11 protein-coding genes are annotated in these 12,268 nt (G+C 72.4%); 3 read left to right on the top strand and 8 right to left on the bottom strand.

The genetic code is table 11. From position 1 onward, the window contains the following. Positions 1 to 515: 515 nt before the first annotated feature. Positions 516 to 782 carry a DUF6059 family protein gene (locus tag E6P78_RS11465; RefSeq protein WP_136203438.1) on the top strand — a complete coding sequence of 89 codons (267 nt, stop codon included), beginning with the start codon at positions 516 to 518 and terminating at the stop codon, positions 780 to 782. 160 nt (positions 783 to 942) lie between these two features. Here E6P78_RS11465 and E6P78_RS11460 read toward each other — a convergent pair whose 3' ends face one another. From E6P78_RS11460 to E6P78_RS11445, 4 genes are all read right to left on the bottom strand, one after another. Beyond that, positions 943 to 2,163: a beta-ketoacyl synthase N-terminal-like domain-containing protein gene (locus tag E6P78_RS11460; RefSeq protein WP_240799160.1), complete on the bottom strand. Its 1,221-nt coding sequence runs from the start codon at positions 2,161 to 2,163 to the stop codon at positions 943 to 945. A 128-nt stretch (positions 2,164 to 2,291) separates the two neighbouring features. Beyond that, the gene (locus tag E6P78_RS11455; RefSeq protein WP_136203436.1) at positions 2,292 to 3,566 is read right to left on the bottom strand and encodes a beta-ketoacyl-[acyl-carrier-protein] synthase family protein; all 1,275 of its coding nucleotides are present in this window, start codon (positions 3,564 to 3,566) and stop codon (positions 2,292 to 2,294) included. Further along, positions 3,563 to 4,384 carry a thioesterase domain-containing protein gene (locus E6P78_RS11450; protein WP_136203435.1) on the bottom strand — a complete coding sequence of 274 codons (822 nt, stop codon included), beginning with the start codon at positions 4,382 to 4,384 and terminating at the stop codon, positions 3,563 to 3,565. Before E6P78_RS11450 ends, E6P78_RS11455 begins: the two co-directional genes overlap by 4 nt. Positions 4,385 to 4,505: 121 nt before the next feature. Beyond that, entirely contained in the window at positions 4,506 to 5,327 is an 822-nt protein-coding gene (locus E6P78_RS11445) for an AfsR/SARP family transcriptional regulator (RefSeq protein ID WP_136203434.1), read from the bottom strand. A gap of 305 nt (positions 5,328 to 5,632) precedes the next feature. Between E6P78_RS11445 and E6P78_RS11440 the strand changes: the two genes are divergently transcribed. Further along, positions 5,633 to 5,830: a hypothetical protein gene (locus tag E6P78_RS11440; protein WP_136203433.1), complete on the top strand. Its 198-nt coding sequence runs from the start codon at positions 5,633 to 5,635 to the stop codon at positions 5,828 to 5,830. A gap of 185 nt (positions 5,831 to 6,015) precedes the next feature. Next, entirely contained in the window at positions 6,016 to 6,969 is a 954-nt protein-coding gene (locus E6P78_RS11435) for an AfsR/SARP family transcriptional regulator (RefSeq protein ID WP_136203432.1), read from the top strand. A 192-nt stretch (positions 6,970 to 7,161) separates the two neighbouring features. On the opposite strand, the gene E6P78_RS11430 is transcribed toward E6P78_RS11435, so the two are convergent. The 4 genes from E6P78_RS11430 to E6P78_RS11415 all read right to left on the bottom strand — a co-directional run bounded on the left by E6P78_RS11430 (position 7,162) and on the right by E6P78_RS11415 (position 11,356). Further along, positions 7,162 to 7,992 (bottom strand): AfsR/SARP family transcriptional regulator, encoded by an 831-nt coding sequence (locus E6P78_RS11430; RefSeq protein WP_136203431.1) that lies wholly within the window; start codon positions 7,990 to 7,992, stop codon positions 7,162 to 7,164. Between the two features lie 536 nt (positions 7,993 to 8,528). Beyond that, positions 8,529 to 9,188: a ScbR family autoregulator-binding transcription factor gene (locus E6P78_RS11425; RefSeq protein ID WP_136203430.1), complete on the bottom strand. Its 660-nt coding sequence runs from the start codon at positions 9,186 to 9,188 to the stop codon at positions 8,529 to 8,531. Between the two features lie 11 nt (positions 9,189 to 9,199). After that, a complete protein-coding gene (locus tag E6P78_RS11420; RefSeq protein WP_136203429.1) occupies positions 9,200 to 10,792 on the bottom strand; it encodes an acyl-CoA carboxylase subunit beta in 1,593 nt (530 codons plus the stop codon). Between the two features lie 357 nt (positions 10,793 to 11,149). Further along, positions 11,150 to 11,356 carry an acyl-CoA carboxylase subunit epsilon gene (locus tag E6P78_RS11415; protein ID WP_136203428.1) on the bottom strand — a complete coding sequence of 69 codons (207 nt, stop codon included), beginning with the start codon at positions 11,354 to 11,356 and terminating at the stop codon, positions 11,150 to 11,152. Between the last annotated feature and the right edge of the window lie 912 nt (positions 11,357 to 12,268).

Below are 12,268 nucleotides of genomic sequence, written 5' to 3'. Positions count from 1 at the left end.
CGTCCGACGGCTTGAGCACGGCTCCAGCCGGGCCCCCGACACTCGTCGCGCGGACCGCTCGGGCGGCGTCCTCCTGACGGGCGCCCCCGCCGGCGCCCGGGAGTCAACCCCGGCCGCCGGTCGCGCCCGCGGCCCCGCCGCCCACCCGGCCACCCCCGCCCTGGTGGGCGGCACGGGGCACCCTTCCCGGCACGGACCTCCGCCTCGGGGCTCCCACGCCCAGGGCCCCCGCGACCGCGCCCGCCGCGTCCCGTACGGCACCCCGTCACTTCCGTACGGCCTCCGTCCGCCCCGGACCACCACGCCCGGCACCCGACCGGCCCCGTCCCGGCACCCGTACGACCCCACCCGCGCCCCACCGGCCCCGCTGCCGTGCTCCACCCGGCCTGGAGGGTTCCTTGAGGGGCCGGGCGGACCGTGGCCGGACACAGCTCGTCGCGGCACCGCCCCCCGCGCGGTCCGCCGTCCGTGACCCGTGACGTCCCGGCGCTCGCACACGACCGTGCCGTGTCCCGGTGCGCCGCTCCCCCGCCCGCCGAACCGGCGGCCGACCCCTGGAGGCGAGTGCCCTGAACCCGTTCGGCTTCGTCCGTGCCCTGTGGGACGGATTTGTCGTCCTCGGACTTCTGCACACCGTCGGCGAGAGCACGCTCGAAGGCTGCCTGAACCGCGATCCGGTCTACGACGCCCCGCCGCCCGGCCACCCCGAACAGCTGCGCCCCGACCTGCCGTTGACCGCGCTCGAACAACGGCTGCGGCACGAACTGCGCCGTTCGCCGTAGGCCGGCGGCACCCTCTGACAAGGAAAGGGAAACGTTCCGTCCGTCCTGCTGCTCCCACGGGCGGCCCCCGCCGGAGAGACGGTGCGGCCGGCCCGGCCGCCCGGAACGCAGACCCCGGCCGACCGCTCACGGCCCCCGCGTACCCGCCCGGGACCCGTCCTCACGCCCCGGCGGCCCGCACCACGGCCGCGGAGTTGAACCCGCCCCGGCCGCGGGCGAGCACCAGCGCCGTCCGCAGGCCGGGCAGTTCCCGCGCCGCCCCGGTCACCAGGTCGATCTCGCAGTCCGCGGCGGCCCGTACGGTCCCGGTCGTGGGCGGGACGACCCGGTCGCGCAGCGCGAACATCGCGGCCGCCACGTCGAGCGAGGAACCGCCCGCGCCCAGCCGCCCCGTCATCGACTTGGGAGCCGTCACCGGCACCCCGTACGGACCGAACAGCGCCGTCAGCGCCACCGCCTCGGCCCGGTCGGCGTCCCGTTCGCCGGCCGCGTCCGCGAAGACCACGTCCACCTCGTCCGGCGTCACCCCCGCGTCGGCCAGCGCGAGTTCCGCCGCCTCACGCAGCCGCAGCACGTCAAGACCGCCGTCGAAGGTGGCCGCGCAGCCGGCCACCACGCCGTACGCGGTCGCCCCGCGCGCCGCGGCGGCGGCCGCGTCCTCCAGGACCAGCAGCGCCCCGCCCTCGCCCACCACGTGGCCGCCCGCGGCCTCGTCGAAGGGCAGGTAGGCGCGGTCCGGGTCGGCGGCCGTGGTCATCCGGCCGTCCGCCAGGTGGGCGGCCCAGCCCCACGGGCACAGGGCCGAGTCGACCCCGCCGGCGACCATCAGGCCCACGCCCTTGCGGATCTCCCGGCGGGCCCGGGCCACGGCGTCGATGCCGCCGGCCTGCTCGCTGACGACCGCGGTGCCGGGGCCGCGCAGCGTGTGCCGGATGGAGATCTGGGCCGTGCCGGCGGCGTGGAACCAGGCGAAGGACTGGTACGCGCTCACGTACGCGGCGCCCTTGCCCCACAGCGCCTCCAGTCCGCGCTGCCCGAACTCGGTGCCGCCCGCGGTGCTGGCGGTGACGACGCCCGCGCCGTAGCGGGGCAGGGCGGCCGGGTCGGCCCCGGAGTCGTCCAGGGCCTCCTTCGCCGCCACCAGGCCCAGGCGCGTGACCCGGTCGGTGGAGGGCAGCAGGCGGCTGGAGATGTGGTCCTCGTCGACGAACCCGTCGATCTCGCCCGCGATCCGTACCGGATAGCCGGAGGCGTCGAAGCGCCGGATCGGGCGGATGCCGTTCTTCCCCGCCAGCAGCGCGCGCCACCAGGCCTCGGCGCCGAGCCCGTTGGGGGCGATCACGCCGATGCCGGTGACGACCACCTCGGCGGGCGGGCGCACGGCCTCCTCCTCGGGCCACTCCAGTGCGGCGAGTCCCGGCCCGGGCGCACCGGTACCGCCGCCGGCCACGGCATCGACGTCCCACGGTCCGCTCACGCCGTCTCCGTCCCGCATCCCCTCCCCGTCCCTCACGCCGCTTCCCGCAGTCGGGGCCGGGTCAGCACCGTCGCCGTGTGGAACCCGCCGAAACCGCTCGCGACGCTCAGCACCGTGCTGGTGCGCTGCTCGCGCGCGAACAGCGGTGTGTAGTCCAGGTCGCAGGTCGGGTCCGGTTCGTGCAGGTTCGCCGTCGGGGGCACCGTGCTGTGCTGGATGGCGAGCACGCTGGCCGCGACGTCCAGGGCCCCCGCCGCGCCCAGCGCGTGCCCGATCATCGACTTGATGGAGCTGACCGGGACACGCCGGGCATGATCTCCGAGGCCGAGCTTGAAGGCGTGCGTCTCGTGCCGGTCGTTGTGCCGCGTGCCGGCGCCGTGCGCGTTGACGTAGTCCACGTCCACCGGGTTCATCCGGGCGGCGTCGAGCGCGGCCCGGATGGCGTCGGCCATCTCCTCCCCGCCCGGCCGCAGTCCCGTCATGTGGTGGGCGCTGCTGTACGAGGCGAAGCCGGACAGCTCCGCGTACACGTGGGCCCCGCGCCGCCGGGCGTGCTGGAGCTCCTCCAGGATCACCACCGCCGCGCCCTCGCCGAGGACGAACCCGTCGCGGGTGCGGTCGAAGGGCCGCGACGCGGTCCCCGGGTCCTCGTTGCGCGGGCTGGTGAGCCTGATGCGGTCGAAGCAGGCCATGGCGATCGGGGAGATCGGCGCCTCCGCCCCGCCCGCGACCATCACGTCGGCGCTGCCCTCGCGGATCAGCTCGGCGGCGTGGCCGATGGCGTCCAGGCCCGAGGTGCAGCCGCTGGAGACCACGCCGACCGGGCCCTGCGCTCCGCTGTCGCGCGCCACCACCGCCGCGAGGGAGCCGACCATGAAGTAGTCGTGCAGGTGCTCGGCAGCCTTGGAGTGGTCGACGGTCCAGGTCACGCCGAAGTCGCTGAGCAGGGCGTACTGGGTGGCCAGTCCGGTGGTGCAGCCGGCCGCGCTGCCCAGGCTCACGCCGGTGCGCAGCGGGTTCCCGGCCGCCAGGACGTCGGCCAGGCCGCTGTCCCGCACCGCCTCGCGGGCGCTGACCAGAGCGAACTGGGCGGTCCTGTCGAGGCGTTCGGTGTCGGCGAGGGTGAAGCCGTGGGCGGCGGGGTCGATGTCGACCTCGGCGGCCACCCGTGAACGGTGTCCGGAGGCATCGAAGAGGGTGACGCCGCGCGTCGCCGTGCGTCCCGACGTGAGCAGCGACCAGAAGGCACCGGTGCCGATCGCGCCGGGGGCCACCACGCCCACGCCGGTGATGACGATCCGCCTCACCGCTCACCGCCGGCGGTGCGGTCCTCGGCCGGTCCGGCTTCCGGCATGCCCGTGGTCAGCGCGACGCGTTCCCGGCAGGCGTCCCCGATCAGCGCGGGCAGCACGTCGTTCCCCGCGAAGAAGTGGTCGCCGATCAGGGTGCGCACGGTGATGGGGCCGGTGGTCCACCGCCGCCATTCCTGGAGCGCGGTCGGGACGGCAAGCGGGTCGTCGCTGCCGGCGAAGACGAGCAGGGGTACGTTCACGGGTCCTCCGGTGGCGGGGTCCAGGGCCGCCTGCCGCAGGGCCTTGGCCAACCGCAGGTCGTCGCGCAGGACGGGCAGCACGGAGCGGTGCCACAGCCCGCCGGGGCGGGCGGCGGCGGGCCCCTTCGGCAGCGAGCCGAGGGCCCCGAGGAGCGGCAGCAGCTGCTCGTCGGGGGCTTCGGCCGCGCCGATCAGTGCGGCCGTGGCGTGCGGCGGCAGGCAGGCGCCGACCGCGAGGAACAGGGGAGGGGGCGCCCCCTCTTCGGCCAGCGCCCGGGTCAGGGTGTAGGCCACCAGCGCTCCCAGGCTGTGTCCGTACAGCGCGTACGGGCCGGACCGCGCCGCGTCGAGCAGCGGACCGAGGAGGTCGGCCAGGAGTCCGGCGCGGTCGGTGACGCGCGGCTCCCGCCGGCGGCCGTCCCGGCCCGGGAGCAGCAGGGCCGCCACGTCCACCGCGGGACCGGCCGCCAGGGACCAGCGCTGGTAGCTGGCCACGCCCGCGCCCGCGTGGGCGAGGCAGTGGAGCCGTACCCGCTGCTCCACCACCTCGTCGACCGCTGTCAGCGAAGCCATCCGTCGTCCTCCTTCGGGGAAGCTGTTCCGGCGTGCTCGCCGGGCGGCGCACCGGCCGCGCCCCGAGTCTCGCGACCGCTGCCGGAGCGGGACTCGACCCGCACCGGCACGCGTCCGCGGCTCAGGCCGCGTACAGGTCGAAGGTCGAGGAGTGGCGCGGCCCAGCGACCACGTCCAGGCGCGGGTCGACCGCGAGCATCGCCAAGTGCAGCCGCTGGAGCTGCGGCGAGGGCTCGACACCGAGCTCGTCGATCAGCCGCTGGCGCATCCGGCGGTAGACGTCGAGCGCGGAGGCCTGCCGGCCGGAGCGGTAGAGCGCGACCATCGCCTGCGAGTGCAGCCCCTCGTGCTGGGGGTGGCGGGCGATCAGATCGGTGAGCTCGGCGATCAGTTCGACGTGCCGGCCCAGCCGCAGGTCGGCGTCGATCCGGCGCTCACGCGTCACCAGTCGGCTCTCCTCCAGGCGCATGACCTCGATGTCGAGGATCGGTCCCACGCGCACGTCGACCAGCGCGGGCCCCTCCCACAGGTCGAGGGCCTCGCCGAGGCACTTGGAGGCGCGTGAGTCCTCGCCGCTCTCGAAGGCCTGCCGGCCCTCGGCGACCAGGCACTCGTAGGCGTGCACGTCGACGGACTCGGCCGGGATCTGGAGCAGGTAGCCGCCGTAACGGGTGGCCAGCACGTCCTTGGCGGAGCCGGGGACGTCCGGGCCCATGGCGGTGCCCAGACGGCGGCGCAGCTGGAGGATGTACGTCTGGAGCGTGGTGAGCGCGCTCTGCGGCAGGTCGGCGCCCCAGATCTCCTCCATCAGGGTGGGCACGGGCATGACCCGGCCCGGGTAGAGGGCGAGCAGCGCCAGAATCTGGCGGGGCTTGCCAGCGGTCGGGACGATGGATATCCCGTTTACCTCGGCATCCAACGGACCCAGGACTCTAATCTTCATGATTCCCCTCCCAGCCTTGCCAGGCCGCCATAGCTTTCCGGCCGGTTGTGAACCTTTCGACACTGTCTTGATCCGGCCTTTTCTGGCGTTTCCATGGACCCAAGGCCAGGTGCACCATACCCTTCGGCACCCGTTCCCCCTCCGGCGATCGAGTCCGGCTCCGGCCCGTCTCCAATGAATTCCGAGATATGCCACTGACACGCCGCTGACACGCCGCTGACACGCCGCTGACAATCACCGGATGAACAGCCATCCGTTCTTCCCACATCTTTTCGGACGCGGTACGCGCTGTTAGCTTTCCGGCCATGGTGACCGATACGACGGCGCACGGCGCCGAACCGCTCCCCCGCGGGCTGCTCGGCCCGGCCGGCCGGGGCCCCGCCCCCGGGACACCTGCCCTGCCCGGGCTTCCCGACGCGAGGATTCTGTTCGGCGTACTGGGCACCTGGTACTGCCGAGGGGTCCGGACGGGCTTCCCCGACCTGACGGTCGACCGTTTGTGAACCCGGCCTGAGAAAACCTCGAGAAACCCTCCACGATTACCGGTGTCCCGGTCGCGCGCCGGGCGTCTTACCGCGAGAACCCCTACTCTCCGATGGGAGAGGAAGGGACCGGGTCCTTTTCGAAGGGAATACCGGGAACGGATCTCCGACCGCAGAGCCCTCGGGCCTTCCCGTGCGAGGATGAGATGGAGTTTCGAATACTGGGTCCGGTCCAGTTCTTCGACGAGCGGACCGGCGTTCCGATCGTGCCGGCCGGTGCCAAACAGCGTGCCCTGCTCGGCGCGCTCGTCGTGAAGGCCGACCAGGCCGTCTCCGCGGACCGGCTCGTCGACGAATTGTGGGGCGAACACCCGCCCGTCAACGCCGCCAACGCCCTCCAGGCCCATGTCGCGCGGCTGCGCCGGCTGCTGCCCGCCCCGCCGCCCGCCTCCGGGGAGGCGCACCACGAGTGGCTGGTGACCCGCGCGCCCGGTTACGTCCTGCGGCTCGGGGGCACCGGCACCGACGCCCGGCACTTCCACCGGCTCTCCGCCGAGGGACGTGGTCTCGCGCCCACCGACCCCGGCCGCTCGGCCGACGTCCTGCGCCGGGCCCTGGCCCTGTGGCGCGGCCCCGCCCTGGAAGGCAGCGGCCGGGGCACGATCTGCTCCGTCGAGGCCTCGCTGCTGGAGGAGAGCCGGCTCGTCGCGCTCGAATCCCTGTACACGGCGTGCCTGGGGGCGGGGCGGGCCGGCGAGATCACGGGCGAGCTGGAGGAGCTCACCACCGCCCACCCGTTGCGTGAGCGCTTCCACGAGCTGCTGATGACCGCGCTGTACCGGTGCGGCCGTCAGGCGGAGGCACTGCGGGCGTACGACCGCGCGCACCGCCGGCTCGTCCGCGACCTGGGCGTGGAGCCCGGCCCGCTCCTGCGCGGCCGCATGGAGGCGATCCTCCATGACCCGGATTCCGCCCCTGTCCGCCCCGCCGGTCTCCCGGCCGCACCGTTCGCGCCCGCCGACGACGACGGGCCGAGCGTGCGCCTGCTGCACGCGGAGCTCATCGGCCTGCGCCGTCACGTCGAGCGCCTCACGCGCGAACAGCAGGACCTGATGGACCGCCTGGAGGCGCTCACCGCGACGCACGCGGCCCCCTCCTGACCGGTCCCTCCGCGCCCCGCGACGAACCGGAAGGGACCGGCCGGCGCCCGGACGACGTCTCGCCCGAACAACGCGAAGGCTCTTTCCCCGATCCGCGTTCAAGGGTGATCCGGGAAAGGGCCTCCGGGGAGGACGGCGTCCGTGCGCGGAGGAAGCGGTCCCGCGCACGGATTCGCCCCGCCCCTCGCGCCGTCACCGCACCACGAGCCGTCCCTTGGCCGCTCCGGTGGCGACCGTCGCCGTCGGCACGGGTTCGGGGTGCGCCGTGAGGATGAAGCGCTGCAGCCGGCTCAGCGCGGCCGACGGCTCCAGACCCAGCTCCGACACGAGGACCGTGCGCAGCCGCCGGTAGACGTTGAGCGCCTCGCCGCGGCGCCCGGAGCGGTGCAGCGCCAGCATGAACTGGCCGTGCAGGCTCTCGTGCATCCGGTACCGGTTGACCAGGACGGTGAGCTCCGACAGCAGTTCGCGGTGGCGCCCCAGTCGGAGGTCGGCCTCGATGCGCTGGTCGAGCGCGCACAGCCGGGCCTCGTCCAGGCGCCGGACCTCCATCTGGATCTGGCTGCCGGCCTGGACGTCGGTGAGCGCGGGGCCGGTCCACAGCGACAGGGCGTCCGCCAGCCGGCGCGAGGCGCCCTGGTGGTCGTCGCCGTCCATCGCCCGGTAACCGGCGCCGGCCCGGCGCTCGAACTCCCGGTAGTCGACGGTCCCGCCCCGGGTCTCGAGCCGGTAGCCGCCGGGGAGGGTGGTCAGGACGTCCTTGGCGGTACAGCGTTCGTTCTCGCCGTGTCCGAGCGCCCCGCCGATCAGCTCGCGCAGCTGGAGCACGTACGTCTGAAGCGTCGTACGGGCGCTGCGTGGCGGGTTCTCGCCCCACAGCTCCTCGATCAGCGTGGCCACCGGGACCACCTGGTCGGCGTGGAGCGCGAGCAGGGCCAGTACCTGGCGCGGTTTGGGCGCGGTCGGCGTGACCGACACCCCGTTCTCGGTGACGGACAGCGCTCCGAGCAGGTTGATGTCCACGTACTCCCCCAAAGGTCGCTGCAGGCAGGTGCCCGGCCTGCGCGTTCCCGCGTTGCCCGTTCTGCCGGGGCCGGATCGCGATGGCGCGTCCTGGCTACTTGATAAAAAAACAGCACAGTCGGTTTGTCAATCCCATAGGGGTCAGGACGGCCATCCGACATCGATCTCCGGCCACCCTCAGGCCGCACCCAACTCGCTCTCAACCGCCCGGAGGTCGGCATTCCAGCAGATCAAAACGCCCATTTGCCACTCTGGAACACCACGCCACAGCGAGAGCAAGCCACCACGACGTGGCTGGATTCGACGTCAGGGCTGCACGCGGAACCCCCTGGGGCCGGCACGGGGCGCAGACCCGCGCAGACACCCGCCCCTCCCCCCGGACAGGGGCCTCGGAGCAGACAGGAAGCGGCTTTCGAGGCCCCGGAGGGGTAATGGAGGGGAACTCTGAAAACAAACCAGTTGGTCTCTTCAGGGGCTTCGGAATGCCTCAAAGGGCTCTCGAAGGACCTTGCCGGCCCAAAGGCTCCCGGAAGGCACTACCGGGTCTCGCGGCCTCCGAGGCCGTCGGAGACCGGCTCGGCCCTCCCCCGGGTCCCCCCGGCGTCCAGCGTCCCGAGCAGCCCCGGCGAGGCCAGGGTCGGCAGCAGCAGTTCCCAGAACCGCGCGACCGTGCGGGAGGCCAGCCAGACGGTGTCCCGCGCGCCCAGCACCTCGAAGCCCACGGTCGCGCCCACCACCGCCGCCACGATCCCCTCCGGCTCGGCACCGGGCCGCAGTTCGGCCGCCGCACCGGCCTCCCGCACCAACCCCTCGGCCCACCGCTGCCAGTACGCCCGGAGGTCCACGTCCGGCGCCCACGCCACGTCACCGCACAGCACGAACCCGGCCCGCAGCACCACGTCGGAGTTCAGCTCGCGCGCCAGCGCGTGCGTGACGTCGACGAGGTGCTGCAGCCGGCTCCGCGCGCCCGCCGGCGCCTCCAGCACCGCCCGCAGCCGCTCCAGCGCGGCCGCCTCCACGGCCTCCACCAAGGCCACCTTGCTGACGAAGTGGAAGTGCAGCGCGCCGTTGCTCACCCCTGCCCGCGTACTGATCCCGGTGAGCGAGGTGACCGCGAAGCCCTCCCGGGCGACGATCTCGGCCGCGGACCTGATCAGGGCTTCCCGGGTTCGCACCGCGCGTTGCTGTCGTGCCATCGAGCGCTCCGTTACTGCGGGGGATTGCCGTGCTTGCGGGCCGGTACGTCGGCGTGCTTGGTGCGGAGCATCGTCAGGGCGCCGATGAGCACCTCGCGGGTGTCGGCGGGGTCGATGACGTCGTCGACCAGGCCGCGTTCGGCCGCGTAGTACGGGTGCATCAGCTCGGCCTTGTACTCCTTGACCATCTGGGCCCGGGTCGTCTCGGGGTCGTCCGACTCGGCGATCTGCCGGCGGAAGATCACGTTGGCGGCGCCTTCGGCACCCATGACCGCGATCTCGTTGGTGGGCCAGGCGTAGGTCAGGTCGGCGCCGATCGACTGGGAGTCCATGACGATGTAGGCGCCGCCGTAGGCCTTGCGCAGGATCAGGCTGATCCGGGGCACGGTCGCGTTGCAGTAGGCGTAGAGGAGCTTGGCGCCGTGCCGGATGATCCCCCCGTGCTCCTGGTCGACGCCGGGCAGGAAGCCGGGGACATCCAGGAGGGTGATGATCGGGATGTTGAAGGCGTCGCACATCTGCACGAAGCGGGCGGCCTTCTCGGACGCCTCGATGTCCAGCACGCCCGCCAGCGACTGCGGCTGGTTGGCGACGATCCCGACGACCTGGCCGTTGAGCCGGGCCAGGGCACAGACGATGTTACGGGCCCAGCGCTCGTGGACCTCCAGGTAGTCGCCGTCGTCGACAAGCTCCTCGATGACCTTGTGCATGTCGTACGGGCGGTTGCCATCGGCCGGGACGAGGTCGAGCAGCACCTCGGAGCGGCGGGTCTGCGGGTCGGAGCACGGCACGCACGGCGGGTACTCGCGGTTGTTCTGCGGAAGCATCGACAGGAGGTAGCGGACCTCGGCGATGCAGGTCTCCTCGTCGTCGTACGCGAAGTGCGCCACGCCGCTGGTGCCGGCGTGGACGTCGGCGCCGCCCAGCCCGTTCTGCGTGATCTCCTCACCGGTGACCGCCTTCACGACGTCCGGACCCGTGATGAACATCTGCGAGGTCTCACGGACCATGAACACGAAGTCGGTCAGGGCGGGGCTGTAGGCCGCGCCGCCCGCGCACGGGCCGAGCATCACACTGATCTGCGGGATGACACCGGACGCCTTGGTGTTGCGCTGGAAGATGCCGCCGTACCCGGCGAGCGCGGAGACACCCTCCTGAATACGGGCACCGGCCCCGTCGTTGAGGGAGACCAGCGGGGCACCGGCCGCGAGGGCCATGTCCATGATCTTGTGGATCTTCGTGGCATGGGCCTCACCCAGCGCCCCGCCGAAGATCCGGAAGTCGTGCGCGTACACGAAGACCGTCCGGCCCTCGACCATGCCCCAGCCCGTGACCACACCGTCCGTGTACGGCCTCTTCGCCTCCAGCCCGAAACCCGTCGCCCGGTGCCGCCGCAACTGCTCCACCTCATGGAACGAACCCGGGTCCACCAGCAGCTCGATACGCTCGCGCGCGGTCAGCTTCCCCTTCGCGTGCTGCGCCTCGGTCGCCCTCGCGCTCGGCCCGGCCACCGCCTGCGCGCGGACCGCGTGCAGCTCGGCCACACGCTCGTGAGCGTTCGCCGCCTCCGCGGAGGCCCGAGGAATGTCATTCACAACTGTCACGACACGTCCCTTCCTCTCAAGGTGCGGCCCGATCAATGCCACCATAACAAACCGCACGTGCGGTTTGTATGGCGCGGCTGGTACGCACACGAATCAGTCATGGGTGAAGCGGCCGGCCCCAAGGGCTGTCCCGTAATCCCTGGTGGATCAGCGCGCGGCGTCAGATGCGGTGCAGCGCAAGGCGGAGGGGCGTCCGCATACTGGATGTATTCGGGCGTTCCGACAACGCGGCGAGGCGCCGTAGTTGTCGTCGTGCGCCCACCAGGGATTACGGGACAGGCCCTAGGCCGTGTCGTCGAATTCCCGTCTGCCGCGCGGCCCGCCCTCCGGGCGAACGACGGGAATTCGACGACAGTCCTAGCGCCAGCTGTACGGAGAGCGGTAACCGACAAGGGGCCGCTCGGGCCGCCACGGCGGGACCTCGGGCAGCTCTCCGTCGCCGCTCTCCTCCTCCTGCCCCGCCAGCAACGAACACAGCACGACGGTGACCGCGACCAGTTCCTCGTCGTCGGCCTGCCCGCGTTCCACCCGGAACGTGGGCCTCACGGTGTCGAAATCGACCATTCGCCCTCCTCAAGCCTGTCGCCCACCGTCCGGCACGCACCTTGAGAAGTCCTGCCGTTCCTCTTGAGATTCACTTGAGCCGACCGACCGGACTCCAGGGGTGCGGCGTTCCGGCGGCGGGCGCGAACGACCAGGTGCCCAGGACCGCGTGCAGGATGAAAGAGGCTCAGCGATAGGGCGGACGCACGAAGTAAAGACGACCCGGCACTTCTGAACCACAGCCAGAGGTGGCGGCACGGGAGCCGAATCGGTTCCCGTGCCGCCACCTTGTTCGTCAGCGGCGCCGGTCGGTTCCCATAGCCGACCGGGCGTCCCGAACGAACTGCCATGCGCGCCCGACACTGAAGCCCGCAAGGACAAGATTGATAGCGATCAGAATCTGCATCCGTACCCCCCTTCCCATGCTCTTCCCGGGCGATTGCCCGCTGAAATCAAAAGTACTGAGGGCCTTGGCTGGTAAATAGGGTTTGCCGCTCGACTTGGCGCTCATCTCGGTTCTTGGCCTGAGCGCCAAGTCGAGCGGCAAGTCGTGGACCAGTCCGCGGCGATTGATTACCCGCACAACACGGAGAAGCCCGAGAAGAGCGTTCGGTCTCCAGCGGGTGGGACGCAGCGCGCTATCGAGTAACTCGGTGCGCCAGGGGCGGCGCCGGAGGCCGCGGAGCGAGCGGGCGGGCAACTCCGGTGGTTCGGCAAGGAGAGGGAGCCGATCGCCGGCTCCCTCGCATCAGTGCCTCGAAGCGGCGGTCCGGCCTATGATCGGGCTCTCTTGGTTACGCCCCGACTCGTCGGGCCGGCGTACTGGTTCGACGAGCCCCCTGCGCGCCGCCTCGACAGTCAGATGCCTGATGAGGCGCAGTGCCCGGTAGGCGCGCCCCGAGCACGCCCGAGAGGGTGGCTCGGTGGCGCACC

Source organism: Streptomyces sp. A0958 (genome assembly GCF_004795035.1).
GTDB lineage: Bacteria > Actinomycetota > Actinomycetes > Streptomycetales > Streptomycetaceae > Streptomyces.
This window is presented reverse-complemented; position numbering and strand designations above follow the sequence as displayed.

Coding starts and splice junctions, on each gene's coding strand:
- E6P78_RS11450 (WP_136203435.1), bottom strand. CDS start 4,384: ATGGCTTCGCTGACAGCGGTCGACGAGGTGGTGGAGCAGCGGGTACGG.
- E6P78_RS11445 (WP_136203434.1), bottom strand. CDS start 5,327: ATGAAGATTAGAGTCCTGGGTCCGTTGGATGCCGAGGTAAACGGGATA.
- E6P78_RS11440 (WP_136203433.1), top strand. CDS start 5,633: ATGGTGACCGATACGACGGCGCACGGCGCCGAACCGCTCCCCCGCGGG.
- E6P78_RS11435 (WP_136203432.1), top strand. CDS start 6,016: ATGGAGTTTCGAATACTGGGTCCGGTCCAGTTCTTCGACGAGCGGACC.
- E6P78_RS11425 (WP_136203430.1), bottom strand. CDS start 9,188: ATGGCACGACAGCAACGCGCGGTGCGAACCCGGGAAGCCCTGATCAGG.
- E6P78_RS11415 (WP_136203428.1), bottom strand. CDS start 11,356: ATGGTCGATTTCGACACCGTGAGGCCCACGTTCCGGGTGGAACGCGGG.